General features: G+C 56.4%; 13 protein-coding genes. 9 read left to right on the top strand and 4 right to left on the bottom strand.

Annotation, left to right across the window (positions count from 1 at the left end; genetic code table 11):
• Positions 1 to 37: 37 nt before the first annotated feature.
• Both ACUZ79_RS11580 and ACUZ79_RS11575 read right to left on the bottom strand, forming a co-directional pair.
• Entirely contained in the window at positions 38 to 1,489 is a 1,452-nt protein-coding gene (locus ACUZ79_RS11580; RefSeq protein WP_240824669.1) for an aldehyde dehydrogenase family protein, read from the bottom strand.
• A 20-nt stretch (positions 1,490 to 1,509) separates the two neighbouring features.
• Complete coding sequence (locus ACUZ79_RS11575; RefSeq protein ID WP_192111456.1) at positions 1,510 to 2,106, bottom strand: BMC domain-containing protein; 597 nt, start codon at positions 2,104 to 2,106, stop codon at positions 1,510 to 1,512.
• A gap of 495 nt (positions 2,107 to 2,601) precedes the next feature.
• On the opposite strand from ACUZ79_RS11575, the gene ACUZ79_RS11570 reads away from it, so the two are divergent.
• Positions 2,602 to 3,450 carry a MerR family transcriptional regulator gene (locus ACUZ79_RS11570; protein ID WP_240824668.1) on the top strand — a complete coding sequence of 283 codons (849 nt, stop codon included), beginning with the start codon at positions 2,602 to 2,604 and terminating at the stop codon, positions 3,448 to 3,450.
• A gap of 184 nt (positions 3,451 to 3,634) precedes the next feature.
• Here the strand turns inward: ACUZ79_RS11570 and ACUZ79_RS11565 are convergent, their stop codons facing one another.
• Positions 3,635 to 5,209 carry an outer membrane homotrimeric porin gene (locus ACUZ79_RS11565; RefSeq protein ID WP_449251698.1) on the bottom strand — a complete coding sequence of 525 codons (1,575 nt, stop codon included), beginning with the start codon at positions 5,207 to 5,209 and terminating at the stop codon, positions 3,635 to 3,637.
• Between the two features lie 659 nt (positions 5,210 to 5,868).
• On the opposite strand from ACUZ79_RS11565, the gene ACUZ79_RS11560 reads away from it, so the two are divergent.
• The 3 genes from ACUZ79_RS11560 (at position 5,869) to ACUZ79_RS11550 (ending at position 10,010) form a co-directional block, all read left to right on the top strand.
• Entirely contained in the window at positions 5,869 to 7,755 is a 1,887-nt protein-coding gene (locus ACUZ79_RS11560; RefSeq protein ID WP_240824666.1) for an alkaline phosphatase family protein, read from the top strand.
• Between the two features lie 91 nt (positions 7,756 to 7,846).
• Entirely contained in the window at positions 7,847 to 8,395 is a 549-nt protein-coding gene (locus ACUZ79_RS11555) for a hypothetical protein (protein WP_449251697.1), read from the top strand.
• Between the two features lie 610 nt (positions 8,396 to 9,005).
• Complete coding sequence (locus ACUZ79_RS11550; RefSeq protein WP_449251696.1) at positions 9,006 to 10,010, top strand: hypothetical protein; 1,005 nt, start codon at positions 9,006 to 9,008, stop codon at positions 10,008 to 10,010.
• A 26-nt stretch (positions 10,011 to 10,036) separates the two neighbouring features.
• Here ACUZ79_RS11550 and ACUZ79_RS11545 read toward each other — a convergent pair whose 3' ends face one another.
• Complete coding sequence (locus ACUZ79_RS11545) at positions 10,037 to 11,455, bottom strand: sigma 54-interacting transcriptional regulator (protein ID WP_449251695.1); 1,419 nt, start codon at positions 11,453 to 11,455, stop codon at positions 10,037 to 10,039.
• A 205-nt stretch (positions 11,456 to 11,660) separates the two neighbouring features.
• Here ACUZ79_RS11545 and ACUZ79_RS11540 point away from each other — a divergent pair, with 205 nt between their 5' ends.
• From ACUZ79_RS11540 to ACUZ79_RS11520, 5 genes are read left to right on the top strand one after another with little or no spacing between them, the layout of a single operon-like run.
• Positions 11,661 to 12,098, top strand: a complete 438-nt coding sequence (locus tag ACUZ79_RS11540) for an OsmC family protein (protein ID WP_298992649.1) — start codon at positions 11,661 to 11,663, stop codon at positions 12,096 to 12,098.
• 8 nt (positions 12,099 to 12,106) lie between these two features.
• On the top strand, positions 12,107 to 13,534 hold the full coding sequence (lpdA, locus tag ACUZ79_RS11535) for a dihydrolipoyl dehydrogenase (RefSeq protein ID WP_449251694.1): 1,428 nt from the start codon (positions 12,107 to 12,109) through the stop codon (positions 13,532 to 13,534).
• A 4-nt stretch (positions 13,535 to 13,538) separates the two neighbouring features.
• On the top strand, positions 13,539 to 13,940 hold the full coding sequence (gcvH, locus tag ACUZ79_RS11530; protein WP_022658546.1) for a glycine cleavage system protein GcvH: 402 nt from the start codon (positions 13,539 to 13,541) through the stop codon (positions 13,938 to 13,940).
• 11 nt (positions 13,941 to 13,951) lie between these two features.
• Positions 13,952 to 15,016, top strand: coding sequence for a DMT family transporter (locus tag ACUZ79_RS11525; protein ID WP_449251693.1), 1,065 nt, complete (start codon positions 13,952 to 13,954; stop codon positions 15,014 to 15,016).
• Entirely contained in the window at positions 15,013 to 15,270 is a 258-nt protein-coding gene (locus tag ACUZ79_RS11520) for a hypothetical protein (RefSeq protein ID WP_449251692.1), read from the top strand. Before ACUZ79_RS11525 ends, ACUZ79_RS11520 begins: the two co-directional genes overlap by 4 nt.
• The last annotated feature ends 138 nt before the right edge of the window (positions 15,271 to 15,408 follow it).

Raw genomic sequence — 15,408 nt, 5'->3', positions numbered from 1 at the left:
GATGGCGGCTCCGGCTGTGACCGGGGCTTGTTCCGCATCACCTGTTCAATTCATTGAGAGCCTTGCGCAAAACGCGCCGCAGTGCGTCTGAAACGGGGTCGGCCTGGTCGCTCTGCTGTTCCCTGAACGAGAATCCGCGAACGCCGTAACCTACCTTGCGCCGATAAATGAGATTCATTGGTGAAATGTTGTCGGAGCTGAATCCGTGCCCGGCCAGACCGCTGCCCTGCGTCATGGAAGGGAAAAGGTCGGTGGTGAGGCCCATGCCGCCAAAAGCGGCGGGGGTGTTGACCAGCATGCGGGCCACGGGCTTTTTGAGCGCGAACTGCTGGATGATCTCTTCATCCTGGCTGTGGATGGTCATGGTCTGGGCGTGACCCTCGCGCAGCAGAAGTTCGAGGCATTTTTCGCAGGCATGCCGCCAGTCCGGTTCAACATAATAGGCAAGCACAGGGGCCAGCAGTTCCCTGATAAAGGGATCGGCGGGGTCCACGTAGCGGCGTTCAACCAGCAGCACGCGCGTACCCTGCGGCACGGCAACGCCCGCCTTCTCGGCAAGCACGGTTGCCGATTGCCCCAGCATGGCGCGGTTGCGGCGGCCATTGGGGTGAAACATGGTTTCGCTCAGGGCCTGGGCCTGCGCCTCGTTGATAAAACAGGCTCCGCCCGCCTCAAATGCCCGGCGCGCCTGCGGCTCGATCTTGCCGTCCACGATGACGCACTGCTCGGCAGAGGGGGCCAGCCCGTTGTCAAAGCTCTTGCTGGCAAGGATATCGTCCACGGCCTTGCAAATGTCGGCGGTGGCTTCAATAAAGGCAGGGCCGTTGCCCATGCCGCCGTAGATGAAGGGCTTGCCGCTGTGGCGCGCCGCTTCAAGCATGCTGTCCCTGCCGGTTACAAGAACCAGAGCCACAAGGCGGTGGCGCATGAGTTCTTCAATGCCGCTGTCGGCGACCATGGTCAGGCAGGTCACAGAACCCTCGGGCAGGCCGTGGGCCTGACCGGCGGCAGACATGGCCGCCACCACGCGGCTGGTGCATTCCACGGCGTGCTGGTGGGGGCAAACCACAATGGAATTGCCCGCCTTGACCGCCGCAAGCACATTGCAGATGGTGGTGGAAACCGGGTTGGTGCAGGGGCTGAGGGCGGCTATAACGCCCACGGGCACACCCACTTCAAACACGTTTTGCGCGGCATCGGCGCTCTGGGGCAGTCTGCCCACGCAGCGCATGCCCCGCACGCTCTGTATGACGCGGCGGCAGGCAAAAAGGTTTTTGGCCATTTTGTCCTGCCACACGCCACATCCGGTTTCTTCGTGGCTCATGACGGCAAGCGACTGGGCCTCAGCGGCGGCGGCTTCAGCCATGGCTTCCACCACCGTGTCCAGCGATTCCTGAGGCATGGCGGAAAGCCGCGTCTGAGCGTCAGCCGCGTTTTCAGCAAGGATGCGAGCCTGCTGGATGGAAATAAGATCCTTGTCGCCGATCATGTTTCCTCCGATGAACCCGGTCAGCTCAGGGCGTAGCGCCTTACAAGCCTGACAAGACGACGGTGGGGCGTGGGAATCACAGCGGAGCTGTAAACGGTAGCGCCCATATTGTTCACGGCCTTGATGCCGGCGGCCACGGCGGCCTGCACAGCGGCCACATCGCCCTGCACAAGGGCGGAGCAGTAACCGGAGGCCACGTTTTCGTAGCCGATCAGTTCCACATCGGCGGCCTTGATCATGGCGTCCGCGCCTTCCATAAGAAAGACAATGCCAAAGGTTTCAATCATGCCCAGAGCGCGCAGCCCGGGGTCGTCTTCCGCCACTTCGTCCAGCGTATGCGCACGGACAATACCGCTCATACCGCGCGCGGGGCGGGGCATGACGTTGGTGGCCGTAAGCTTGCCCACAGAGGCGGCAGCAGCGGCTCCAGCGTCAACAGAGGCCTTAACTGCGGCCACATCGCCCCGAACCATGATGGTAACGAGCGTGGAGCCAACGTTTTCGTAGCCGACAAGATCAACATCTGCTGCTTTGAGCATGCTGTCCGCGCCGTAAATGGACGGAACCATGCCAAGAGTTTCAATCAGGCCAAGGGCTTCTTCACCTGTATACTGCATACAACTCACCTCGTGGGGACCCGTGTTCGTGTCCGGGCATAGCCGGGCGGAGCAAATCTCCTAGTTCCTTTCTAGCCGTTCCCCTATAGGGAAAAGTCAAGCCATATCCCGATTTTTTTCGTCTTGTGTGTGAAATTTGTTGCAGCCCTTGTGGTGCGCGGGTTTGGGCCCCTTACAGGGCTTTTTTTTGATTTTTCCGCCTGCTGCGCGGCTATGCGAGCGCATGGCAGCTGTGGGGCGCGCAGAGGGATCGGCGGCATTTTTGCGTTTAATTACGGGCCTGTCGCAAAAATGTCTGCTTTTTGCGGCAAAAGGCGGCGACCTTCCCTAAAACTGGAACCTTGGACCAGATTGGGGGAAGCGGGCGCAGACAGATGGTTCAGATTGCATGAGCGCCTTGAGGGTGGGTGCAATGAGAGGAAGAAGCAGGAACGACTTTTGCACTATCAAGGAGAGTACGCCCCAAGCCGGACACCGCACATTCAGGAGAGCTTCATGAATTCTCAGCGCTACACCATAAGCGAAATGAGCGAGACTTCGAATATTTCAAAAAAAGCCCTGCGTTTTTACGACAAGCTGGGCCTTATCACGCCACGCCTTCGCGGGGCCAACAATTACCGCTATTACACGCATGAAGATGTGCTCTCCGTGCCGCCTCTCAAATATTACAAGCAGATGGGATTCCGTCTTGAAGAAATCCGCGCGGCCTTTGATGCGGACAGCAACGCCTCGCTGAGGGCTCTGCGCGAGATGTTTACTACCAAGATGCAAGACCTGCGGCAGGAGGAAGACGTGCTGCGTTTGCGCTCGGCTTCCATTCATGACTGGCTTGAGCTGCTGCACGAGGCGGAAATGGTGCTGGATAACGACCTGCGGCAGGTCTCGGTCAAATATGTTCCGCCGCAGAATCTGCTGTTTCATGACGAGGTGTTCTCTCTGGACATCAAGTCCACCATCATCAATATGGGCTTTACCAATTATGTTGAATCGCTGGACAACAATATTGCCGGGCCGGTCATTGTCCATTTTTCTTCGGTAGAAGACAGGCTGAAAAGGGTGGAGCAGCCCATACAGATTTTGCAGCGCCCCATGCGCCCATGTAAGCAGGAGCTGATGCAGACACTCGGGGGCGTGCTCATGGCGAGCTGCTATCACATTGGCCCTTACGAAACCATCAGCGATACCTACCGCAAGCTGCAACGCTGGTGTGCATCCAACAGCTATGTGCATGCCCCAGATGCCTTTGAACGGTATGTCACCGATTACTGGACAACCAACAATGAAGCGCTTTTTGTGACCGAGGTTCTTGTGCGGGTGCGCCGCCCCAACGACACATTCGTTTAAGCGGCACCATGCCGCCGGGCGGTGTTTGGCACAGCCCAACAAAAGCGAAGGCCGTTGCCTGGGAGAGTCCGGGCAACGGCCTTTTTGTGCACTATTTACAGCACGGGCATAAAAATGGGCCTGCCGCAGACCAGTATGCGTGGTCGGCAGCAGGCCTGTACCGGAGGAAGGAACCGCCGGATCTTTAGAACTTGTACTGGAAGACCACCTGACCCTTCCAGGCATCCTGCTTGGAGTAGGAGCCGAAGTTCTGGTAGCTCTTGTTCCAGGTGCTGCTGTCCATGTAGTTGGCCACGTAGCCCAGTTCAACGTTCATCTCAAGATTGTCGTAAATCTTGTAGGAAGAAATCACGTTGAATTCCAGCAGGCCATCGTTGGTGGTCATGTAAGGGCCGTCAAACATGTTGGATGTGGAATCCCACGCATTGGCATGGTCCATGTACTTGACCATGGCGGGGCTGTTTGTGCCGCCCCAGTATGCCACGCGGAAGGTGTGGGTGAGTTTGTCGAGGAAGCTGACATCGCGGATCTGCGCGCCAAAGCCCCAGGTGCCCGCGTAGGACAAGGACTTGTCCATGAAGTTGACGTTGGGGCTCCAGCCGAGGTTGCCATCACCCATGAAGGACGTGAAGTTGCCGTAAGCACACACGGAAGGCAGGCGCTCGGAACCGTTCTTGACGTTGCCGTCATCGCCGGAGGCGTACCAGCCGAACACGCCGGGCACGCCCCAGTCGAGCTTGTATTCCACAAGGGCCTTGGCCAGCCAGCCCTGACGCTGGGTGCTGCCGCGCACCACGTCATTGGCGTTGTTGCGGCGCATTACGTTGAAGCTGCCCATCTGCTCGACAAAGCCGTAGTTGGTGTCGAATTCAATGTTCCAGGGTTCCAGAGCCGTAACCTTAACAGGCAGGCCAGCCCAGAACACGGTGCCGTATTCCTTGGAGGCATTGGTCACGCCGGTCACGTTGAGGCCGTGGCCCGCACCGATCTTGTTCAGGTAGGGGTACAGGGTGGTGGCGGGGGAGCCGTCTCCCAGGTTGTAGTTGGTGAACGCGCCAAACTTGCCAGTGTTGCGGCCCATCATGCCGGGCATGACCCAGGGGGTGATGCTGATGCCGTCAAAGGTCAGGGGCATGCTCAGGGCAAACAGGTCCATATTATCAAGATAATTGGCCTTGTCGTTGCTGATCACGTTGTTGTAGGTGCCGCCCTGATAGTTGTCGTTGAAGGGGCGCATCCACAGTGCGGTGAGGCCCACGTTTTTGTTGAAGGCATAGTTGCCAACCACAGCGGCAGCCTGGGTGTCAAACACCGCAGAGCCGCCAGCGGCGTTAGGCAGGGCCAGATACTGCAAACCCATCTTGAACTTCAGATCGGTCTGCGGAACCGACCACTGCATGTTGGCCTGGGTCACGCGTATCAGGGTGCCGTCCGCACCAAGGGCGGAACCCTGACCGGATCTGCCCCAGTCCATCGGGCCAAGCTTGAACTGCACGCTGCCCATCAGGTTTTCAGAGGCGACAGCGTCAAGGAAGAGCAGAACGCGCTGACGCGAAACAAACTGGTCAGAGTTGTTGGCCTTCTGTTTTGCCCCAGTGGTCGTAACGTCCTTGGTCAGGCTGGAATCGCCCACGCCAAAGCCCATCGACCAGATGCCCCTTGCCTTGAAATCCACCGCTTCGGCAGACTGCCCAAACGCCAACCCCAATGTAAGCGCAAGAGCTGCTGCGGAAAGAATGGTTTTCCGTTTTAAAGACATAGTACCTCCCAAGTTAAACGTTATCCATTTGCTACAGCCTGATCCATAAGAGAGCGCGGGCGAAATTGTCCGCGCTCAAGGGAAGCGTATTCGATCCAGCCGGGCGAGGCCTGGCCCGGCTGGTCTTGTGCAGGGGGGTAAATGATGCGAGGGGATGATGCGGCGCTTTGCGCAAAGCGGTTTCCGCAGGGCGCAATGCCGTGCAGGCGTTTTTTGTGCAAAAAAGGAGCTGCGGAAAGCAGCAACAGGCATGGGTGCAGCCAAGGACGCCTCACATGGTGTTTGGTCGAAAACAGGTTTGTTGCATAATTGCATCCTGTGTGCCAAATTTCACCATGCTGAAATAATTTACTTTTTCATGTTATAGTCTGCATATTCGGTAAATACGCGGCAGAGTTGTCGTGTGTTGCGACAAAAAAATTTTTCATAAAAATTTAATGATTTTAGCATGATAACAATTTTGATTGAAAAACGCGACACATTTGTCGCTGATTTGGACGGCCCAGTATGTTCCGTAAAGAACGGATCGGAAAAAAGTGAGGTCTGGCGGGCATGGCGAAAGGGCAGGAGGAGTTGTGAATCATTTGGCATGTAAATTGAAAGGAGGGGCGCGTTAATATCACAACAGTGCCCGTCGGTACTACGAAGGAGTTTTAATCATGGCTGCAAAAGCAAAGCGCGCCGCCCTTATAGGTTACGACTGCCTTATTCCTAAAAGGCTTGAAGTAATGCTCGCTCAGGGGGGGCTCGATAACTTCAGAAAGTTCATGCAGGAGGGCAGCTACATTCCCGAAGGTTTCAATCTGCCTACGGTCACTCCGCCGTCCTGGGCCACTATCTGCACGGGCGCATGGCCCCGCACCCACGGCGTGGAAGACTACTATTACTACCATGAAGGCCGCAGCCTTGATTACAAGGAAACCTCGCAGGCTTTCGGCTCCAGCATCCTCACCGCAGAGACCATCTGGGACGCGTGGGACAAGGCTGGCAAGAAGTGCCTCGTGGTCAACTACCCCATGTCGTGGCCGTCCAAGATGCAGCACGGCGTCATGATCATGGGCGAGGGCCTCAGCCCCGCCGAAACCCGCTGGCCCCTGCACGGCAACGAGCACAAGGAATATTTGTGCTCTGAAAGCGTCATTTCCACAGATTTCTATCCCATGGGTTCGCAGGGCACCTTTGACGATGCCGAAGGCTGGGCCAACCTGCCAGAAGGCGAAGAACCCCTTGAAATGAATGTGCGTATGCACTTCAAGGAAGCCATCGAACCCCTGGAAGACCAGACCTGGCACTGCCTTGTGTGGCAGAGCGGCGATGAAGGCTATGACCGCATGGCCCTTTGCCCTGAAAAGGACTACGCCAAGGCCTTCTTTACCATTCAGCTTGGTCAGTGGAGCGAACCCGCCCAACACGACTTTACCGTGAAGGGCGATGGCCGCACCGAAAAGGGCGTATTTCGCGCCAAGCTCATGCAGCTTTCTGACGATGCCGAAGAATTCAAACTGTATATTTCCGGCATTGCTGGCCGTTGCGGCTTTATCGCTCCGGCTGAAGCCGCCGCGCAGATTGACTTCAGCAAGCACATTACGGCCAATGATATTGGTCTGGTTGCCTATCTGCACGGCATTATTGATACTGATACCGTGTGCGAACTGGTGGACTTTCACAGCGCATGGCTCTGGAACACCATTGAATCGCTCATCAAGGCCAATGCGGACTGGGATCTTTTCTACATGCATTCCCATCCCATTGACTGGTTCTACCACGGCTGGCTCAGCGAGCTGGACAGTGCGGACGATGCTGTTCGCACCAAAGCCGAAAAGATGGAACGCTACATATACGAAGTGGAAGACCGTCTGCTTGGCCGCCTCATGGACATCATGGGCGATGAAACCGTCATGTGCGTGTGCTCCGACCACGGCGCAACGCCCCTCGGCCCCATCCTCAACACGGCCCACGCCCTCAAGGAAGCCGGACTGTGCTCTTACGAGCCCAAGAAGTCTGAAAACTACTGGGATATCTACGAGGAAACCGAAGGCTTCAACTACGTGCTTGATGTGAGCAAGTCGCTTGCCGTGCCGCAGCGCTACATGTTCGTGTACGTAAACCTGAAGGGCCGTTATCCCGGCGGTATTGTTGAGCAGGAAGACTACGAAAACGTGCGCGACCGCATTATCAACGCCCTGCTGGACTACAAGCATCCCGACACAGGCGACCGGCCCGTGCTGCTGGCCGTGCGCAAGGAAGACGCGCACGTGTTTGGCATGGGCGGCGCGCAGGCTGGCGATGTGGTGTACGTGCTCAAACCCGAATACATGGCCGAACACGGTTACGGTCTGCCCACCGGCGAATCCGGCTGCGGCAGCCTCAAGAACCTGCTCATGTTCCGTGGCCCCAACATCCGCAAGGGCTACCGTTATACCCGCCCGCGCTGGCTGGCCGACATTGTGCCCACCTTCTGCTACATCACGGGCAATCCTGTCCCCGCCGACGCCGAAGGCGCGCCCATTTACCAGATCATGGAAAACCCCAATCTGGTTGATTAATTCACCATGCCGGGGCAAGTGCGCGGCTTTTGCCCCGGCGCGATAAAACACAAAGCCCCGCATCAGCGGGGCAGACGACAAGGATAAGATCATGGCTGAAAAGAAAGCGATTCTCCTGATGCTGCCTTCCGTTGCGCTCAGCGGCGCATCCGAAGCGCTGGACAAGCTGAAGAAAAAGGCCGTTCTGCTGGCCAATGCCGAACACGCTGGTCTGGAAGCTCTGGCCCTCGAACTTGGCGGCAAAAAGGTTGAAGCTGCCGCCCTTGAAGGCGCGGAAGACGCGCTGCTGGTGGTGCAGGGTGATGAAGCCGCTCTTGCAGCCGCTCTGGAAGCCGCCGACCGCCGCACCCTGGTGGTGGTTGCCGCCGCTGACGGCGTGGCCTTCTATGGTCTGGCTGTGGACAGCAAGGCCGGGGCCGTTGCCCGCGCCGTTAACGCGCAGGATATTGCCGTTACCATTGCCACCATTGCGGATCTGCCCGTCAGCGCCCAGTGCACCGGCGGTATCATTTATCAGGCAATGAAAAATCCCAACCTCAAGCTTGATGAAATCAGAAAGCTCAAAGAAGCTCTCGTGCGTATGGAATCGGTTATCCAGCGTGATAACCGCGAACCCTGGGACAAGCACGACTGCGCCTAAATTTCTTGCCGCTGTGACCGCGCCTGCCGTGTGGGGGCATGGCTTGCGCGGTTATCTGGAACCGCAGCCGTGCTGCGGTTCCGACCAATACCTTCCTCCAAGCGCCTGCGGGGATTGAGCTTCATGTTCAGTCTCCGCAGGCTGTTGTTTTATCGGCATGCGGGCAACCTAAACCTGTTTAACGCAGCTTTGCTGCTGATAAAAATTTGCAATAACTGTTGATTGTGATTTTTTTTATGTGACAATTAAAATATAGCTATATGTATGTGTCAATGGTTCGCATTATTGTATTGTTATAACGGCTTGTTGTAGCGTAACTATTTGTATTTTGTGCTGCATTGTTGCCTGTGTACTTGTTATTTTCTGATAAATTTGAAATCATTAAAATGAAGTAATCAGAAGTGCTTTTGAAATTATGGCTGTTATTTTTTTTGATAATAGTCAGCATTTATTATTAACAGCGTATCTGCAAATAATAAATGAAGAAGTAATTGTGCCATTGATAGTGTCATGCAAAGTCACGGTAGGTTGAGTATACCGCGAAAGTTTGCCAGGTTTGAATGCAAAGTAGTATGCGATTGTGCATTTAAGTTTGACAATTGGGGGATACATGAAGTTTCTCAGAACAATTGTTGACTTTTTCTGGAGGGCATCTCTACGGTTTAGATCTGTTCAGCCCGGTAAAATATTTGTGGTCGCACAAAGGGACTTTTTGTTATTGCGGCTCTTTTTTGTAGACAGACAACGCCAGCTTGAAAACGTTGCCTGTGATGTTCTTTATATTTCTCCACAAAAAATATTGCTCAAATCAAACAAGCGCTTTTTGCCTGATGTTCTTAAAGGAGAGCGCTGTAGTCTGTATGTGAAAGTACCTCATGCAATAGCTGAAAAATGTCTTGGAATTTCATATCCTGCTATCAGGCATGGTTTTATTTTTAAAACACGGATCATCACGAATCATATAGATACTGAATCAAAGCAGTGCATTGTTGAAGTTTCCATGCCTAAAACATATGTGCAGCGTGATCTTCAACGACATGAGCGCGTAGGTCTCACGCCCTTGATGCTCAAAAAAATTTCTCTGTGGATTTGCAACAAGCAGTTGCCTAAATCTGTGAATGATCTGGATGAGACGCGTTCTGGATTTGTGGGTGAAAAGATCTGTTCTGCTGTGCATGTGGTTAATATGTCCGCAGGCGGATTAAGAGTGCAACTTGATAATCTTAAGGGTTATGAAAATCCCCGCAGTGAGTTAAACAAACCAGTTGTGTTGCATCTTGTATTGTACAAGACCTCGCGCAAGGAATTGTCAGTGTGGGCAGTATGTTCTTGCGTCAAAGTCCATTTCAGCCCGAGCCTGAAAATACTGACCTTTTTCTTGAAATATGTGCGGGAATGGGATGATCCAGATGCGGGAGGCGTGGGCTGGAAGGCCATCGACCATGACGGAATCTCAGACATTGAGTCCTGGGTGGACAACGACTATTGTATGCTGCTTGATAAAAAACATATGATTTCTGATGAGTTATGTCGCTGTTTTGGTCTTGATCCTGCCAGCATGCATAAAAAATCCCGCACGCCGTTCATGACAGGCATGCGGGATAAGCAAAAATAGCTTCCGGTATTGCAGATAATAGCCTTCTAGCCGTGCAGTTTTTCACTCCCACCGGACATTCTGCGCATCTTGCGTTGCAGGGTGCGCAGGTTCAGCCCCAGCTCTTCCGCAGCTTTGCCCCTGTGCCAACGGCACTTTTCAAGCGCCTGCCGGATCATGCGTTCTTCAAGTTGCAGCACGGCCTGATCAAGGCTGATGCCCTGGGGCGTGTTAAGCAGCAGGTCGGCCCGTCCGGCATCCCCCAGCGAAAGAAGAGCCTCGTCGCCAAAGGCGAGGTAACGGTCAAGAAAGTTGTGCAGTTCACGCACGTTGCCGGGCCAGTCGTACTGCTCCACGGCGAGACGCACATGGGGCGGCAGAATAAGGTTCAGGCCGCGCTTTTCAAGCCAGGCCTCCACCAGCAGGGCAATGTCGCCGTGACGTTCGCGCAGGGGCGGCAGGGTGATGGAAAGCACGTTGACGCGGTAATAAAAATCGGAGCGCATGGTTTTTTCGCGCACCATTTTTGCAAGATCCTGGTTGGTTGCGGCAATGAGGCGGAAGGATGATTCCTTGGGCGTATTGCCGCCCACGGGGGTATACATCTTGTTTTCAATGGCCCTGAGCAGCTTGACCTGAAGGTGCAGCGGCAGCTCGCCTATTTCGTCCAGAAACAGCGTGCCGCCATTGGCCGCGCCTATGTAGCCCTCTTTATTGGCATGCGCGCCGGAAAACGCCCCTTTCACATGCCCGAAAAATTCACTCTCCAGCAACTGCTCTGGGATTGCGCCGCAGTTTACCGGCACATAACGGCCCTTGCGCCCGCTGTATTCATGAATGCTCTTGGCGGCAAGGTCTTTGCCGCAGCCTGTTTCACCGTAAATGATGACGTTTGAATCGGTTTCTGCCGCTTTGAGAATCTGGCTGTATACGCGGCGCATGGGTTCGCTTTTGCCCACAATGTTGCCCAGACCGTAAAGATTGATAACAGAGGTTCGCAGCTCGCGATTTTCTTCGCGCAGGGCCATTTCCTGAAATTTTTGCTCGCTCACGTCCATAATCAGGCCTTCGAGATACCGCAGAACGCCCGAATCGTCGTAGACGCCTTCCCCCTGATCCCACAGCCACTTGACGCGCCCTGAGGGCAGCAAAAGCCTGTACATGACCTGATACGGCTCATGGGCGACAATACTGTCGCGTATGGCTTTGCGGCTGGGGCCGAGGTCATCGGGATGGGTCATCAGTTCAATGGTGTTGTGGTGGTCAAGCACCATGTCTTCGGCTGGCACCCCCAGCAAATCGTAGCTGCCACGGCTTACAAACTCCAGTTCATACTGAAGATAATCACTTTCCGGTGCGTCGATATTGAGAACGCGGCACCGATAGGCCATGCCCGGCAGGTGATTGAGCAGGCGGCGATAGCTTTTTTCCACATTAATGGGGGGAACTGGGGGCGATGAAAGCATGTGGCGGCAACCTTGCAAAAAATGTCGTTTGTCGCGACACAAATGTCGCTTCCGGGCCGGGATACTAGCTGCATGTGCCATAAAACACAAGCGCGGATGGCGTTGTAAGGCCAAGGGCAATCTGATGGCACTATTAGTGCAATAGGCAGGCCAAATCGCGCGAGGGCAGGGTGCTCTTGCGTTTTTTCAGCCTGGAGGCTTTGAAATGTCACATGAACTCAGTGTTTCTCTCTGCCGCCGTGGCGGCAAGGTGGATCTGGATATGGAGAGCGGCGCGTTTGGCGTGCTCACCATAGACGGTGAAAAGATACCGCCTGAAGAACGTTCCGGCACGGCCAAAAAGCTCCTGGCCGCCTCTGCCCTGTACTGCTATTGCGCCGCTTTGGACAAGGCCCTGGATACGCGCAATGCCAAGTACGACAAAATCGAGGCCAAGGCCACGCTGCACACAGGCACCGATGATCTGGGCCGGGGCCGGGTAACGGGCATTGATATCGATGTTACCGTGCATCTGGATGAAGAGTACGAATTCATTTTTGACCGTGTGGAAAAGATCATGCGTCAAGGCTGCCTGGTCACGGGCTCGCTGGAGGCCGCCTTCCCCGTGAAGTACAACCTCAGGCTCGCCGACGACGAGGATTAGGAGCCCGCATGTCCGACCAGAAAAAAAGCATGATCGTTGTGGGCGGCGGCCCTGGTGGTTACACGGCGGCTTTTGCTGCCGCCAAGGCCGGAATGGCCGTAACCCTTGTGGAGTGCGCCGAACTTGGCGGCACCTGCCTTAACAACGGTTGCATCCCCACCAAGACCATCAAGTCATCTGCGGAAGCTCTGGAAATTGCTCAGCAGGCGGTGCAGTTCGGCGTCAAGATTGAAGGCGGCGTCAGCATTGACCCGCAGGCCGTCTACGAGCGCAAGGAGCGCGTTTGCGCCACCCTGCGTTCTGGCCTTGAAAAAACCTGCGCCGCCCTGGGCGTAACCCTGGTGCGCGGCAAGGGGCGCCTGCTTTACGGCGGCGCGGTGGAGGTGACCGGCAACGGCGCAAGCTCCAGCCTGTCAGCAGATTACGTCATACTGGCAACGGGTTCGCATCCTGTGAACCTGCCGGGCCTCACAGCCGACCACAAGCGCATTCTCACCAGCGACGATGCCCTCAAGCTCACCCATGTGCCTGCCTCCATCATCATTGTGGGTGGCGGCGTCATTGGCTGCGAGCTGGCCTGCATCTATCGGGCTTTTGGCTCCGCTGTCACAGTGATTGAAGGGCAGGACAGGATATTGCCCCTGCCTTCGGTGGATGCCGACATCAGCACATTGCTCCAGCGCGAGATGAAAAAGCGCCGCATTGCCTGCGAACTCGGGCAAACGCTCACCCACGTGCGCGTGGATGAAAACGGCGTCAGCGGCGTGCTTGCGCCGTCGCCCTTTGTGAGCGGCGCGCCAGCGAGGCCCGAACGCCCCATCAGCGCCGAGATGGTGCTTGTCTCTGTGGGCCGCGCCTCCATGACCGCCGGGCTTGGCCTCAAGGAAGCCGGTGTTGCTACGGACGAACGCGGCTGGATTCGCGCTGATGAATACATGCGTACATCCCTGCCCGGCGTGTATGCCATTGGCGATGCCCTTGGCCCCGCGCGCGTCATGCTGGCGCATGTGGCTGCCGCCGAGGCTCTTTGCGCCGTTAACGACTGCCTGACCGGCGGCAAGGGCGCTCCCATGGATTACCGTTTTGTGCCTTCGGCCATCTTCACCTCGCCAGAAATTGGCTGCGTGGGCATGAGCGAGCAGCAGGCACGCGATGCGGGCTATGAGGTCAAAACCTCTGTTGTGCAGGTCCGCGAACTTGGCAAGGCCCAGGCCATGGGCGCACTGCCCGGCTTCTGCAAGCTGGTGGTGGATGCCAGCGACGGCACCCTGTTGGGCGCGCACATGGCTGGCGCGCACGCCACCGACCTTATTGCCGAAACAACTCTGGCTTTGCGCATGGGCGCTTCCATCAACGACATAGCCACCACCATTCACGCCCATCCCACGCTGGCCGAAGCCATTGGCGACGCTGCCCTGCGTATGGAAGAGGAGTAGTATCATGAAAGATCTTGACCAATTGGCTTTGCCCGAAAATCTGCGCTATACCGACGAACATGTGTGGCTGTGCGTGGAAGGCGAAACCGCCACCGTAGGCATCAGCGACTTTGCCCAGGACCAGCTTGGCGAAATCGCCTTTGTTGACCTGCCTGCCGTGGGTACAACCTACAAAAACGGTCAGGAATTCGGCACCGTTGAGTCGCTGAAGTCCGTCAACGCCCTGTTCATGCCTGTTGCCGGGTCTGTGCTTGAAGTGAATGAAACTCTGGAAAGCACGCCCACCCTCGTCAATGCCAAGCCCTACAACGAAGGCTGGATGCTGCGCATCCGCATGGACGACCCCGCCGAGGCCGCAACGCTGGCCGACAGCGCCGCCTACCTCAACCTTTTGCGCAAGGGCTAAGAGGCAAAACGGTGAAAGGCCCTTCCGGCAACGGCCCGAAAAGCAAAAGGGGCGCGTGCAGCACCTCTGCGCGGGATGCGGCATATGTACGCAAAGGGCTTTTTCTCGCTGCGCTGACTGGGGTAATTTTCAGTCTGGATGGCCCTATTCTGAAGCAGGGGCTGGTAAAAGAGCCGTTCAGCATACCTGAATTCTGGCTGTTGGCCCCCCTGTTTGCCGCAGGCTGTCACGACATCAGCGCGGCCTGTCTTTCTCTTGTTCTCAATGTGGCTCAGGGCAAGGGGCGGGAGGTGTTCCGCACCTTTTGCAGCAAGCCCGGCAGGTACTGCATCATGGGCGCTTTTATGGGCGCTCCCCTTGGCATGGGCGGCTATCTGATGGGCGTTTCGTTGGCAGGGCCAGCCTATGCCTTGCCCATTTCCACCCTGTATCCGGCCATCGCGGCGGTGCTGGCGCGCTTTTTTCTGAAAGAGCGCATTTCCGCAAGGGCCATGTGCGGCCTTGCGCTTTGCGTGGCGGGCGCGTTTACCGTGGGCTGGTCTGCGCCCCAGGGCGGCGTGGGCGGTCAGGCCTTTTATCTGGGGCTGGGATTTGCCTTTCTGGCCGCCTTTGGCTGGGCCTCGGAAGGCGTGTGCGTAACGGCGGGTATGGACTTTATTGAGCCTGTTGTGGCCCTGAATGTCTATCAGATCGTTTCCAGCCTGTTGTATATGCTGGTGATCGTGCCTGCGGCCTTTGTGCTGCTGGAACGTGGCAACCCCGGCCTGAACGCGGCTGACCTGCTGATGCAGGCTCTTGCCAGCCCCGGTTTGCCTTTTTGCATAGCGGCTGGCCTGGTGGGCTGCGTTTCGTACCGCTGCTGGTACACGGCCATGAACATGACCGGCGTATGCCGGGCCATGGCCCTGAACGTGACCTATGCCCTCTGGGGTATATTGTTCAGCGCCATTTTTACCAACATTACCGTTACCCGTAATCTTGTGGCGGGCGCGGTGGTGATAGTGGCGGGCATTGTGCTGGTTGTCATGCAGGGCAAGGGGCGAACCGCCTTGCATCAATCGCAGGAGGGGCTGTGATGCGCGTTCGGCTGCCTTTGCGGCTGGCTGTGGGCAGATTGTTGCTGGACGGCGCGCCCCGCACGGCCTGTGATGTGTGCGCCGCCCTGGAGCAAGAATACGCAGGCGAAAGGCAGATCAATGTGGCGAATATTGAAGCTCAGCTGCGAGCCCTCAAAGGCGTGGGTATTGTGACCGTTTGTAACGAATCCGATCAGGGCGGTGCATACGGAATCACCCCGGACGGCAGGCAGCGGGTTCTGCGCAATCTCTAGTGCAAGGCAGGCCGTGCAAAACGGCAAGCCCAGGCAAACCCGGAAAGATCAAACCATCCCCTGCGGAGGAAAGTACGACGTAATTGTCGCCTCCCTTGCGTGGAGAGGTGGGGAGTCGAGGGCATCCCAACAGGTGTT

Source organism: Desulfovibrio faecalis, assembly GCF_053570625.1.
Note: the sequence above shows the minus strand (reverse complement) of the source record. Positions and strands in the feature narration are given on the sequence as shown.

What these genes read in the sequence shown, in the direction of transcription:
- ACUZ79_RS11555 (WP_449251697.1), top strand. Translation starts at nt 7,847, where the DNA reads ATGGCTGAAAAGAAAGCGATTCTCCTGATGCTGCCTTCCGTTGCGCTC.
- ACUZ79_RS11580 (WP_240824669.1), bottom strand. Translation starts at nt 1,489, where the DNA reads ATGATCGGCGACAAGGATCTTATTTCCATCCAGCAGGCTCGCATCCTT.
- ACUZ79_RS11540 (WP_298992649.1), top strand. Translation starts at nt 11,661, where the DNA reads ATGTCACATGAACTCAGTGTTTCTCTCTGCCGCCGTGGCGGCAAGGTG.
- ACUZ79_RS11565 (WP_449251698.1), bottom strand. Translation starts at nt 5,209, where the DNA reads ATGTCTTTAAAACGGAAAACCATTCTTTCCGCAGCAGCTCTTGCGCTT.
- ACUZ79_RS11560 (WP_240824666.1), top strand. Translation starts at nt 5,869, where the DNA reads ATGGCTGCAAAAGCAAAGCGCGCCGCCCTTATAGGTTACGACTGCCTT.
- ACUZ79_RS11550 (WP_449251696.1), top strand. Translation starts at nt 9,006, where the DNA reads ATGAAGTTTCTCAGAACAATTGTTGACTTTTTCTGGAGGGCATCTCTA.
- ACUZ79_RS11575 (WP_192111456.1), bottom strand. Translation starts at nt 2,106, where the DNA reads ATGCAGTATACAGGTGAAGAAGCCCTTGGCCTGATTGAAACTCTTGGC.
- ACUZ79_RS11570 (WP_240824668.1), top strand. Translation starts at nt 2,602, where the DNA reads ATGAATTCTCAGCGCTACACCATAAGCGAAATGAGCGAGACTTCGAAT.
- lpdA (WP_449251694.1), top strand. Translation starts at nt 12,107, where the DNA reads ATGTCCGACCAGAAAAAAAGCATGATCGTTGTGGGCGGCGGCCCTGGT.
- gcvH (WP_022658546.1), top strand. Translation starts at nt 13,539, where the DNA reads ATGAAAGATCTTGACCAATTGGCTTTGCCCGAAAATCTGCGCTATACC.
- ACUZ79_RS11545 (WP_449251695.1), bottom strand. Translation starts at nt 11,455, where the DNA reads ATGCTTTCATCGCCCCCAGTTCCCCCCATTAATGTGGAAAAAAGCTAT.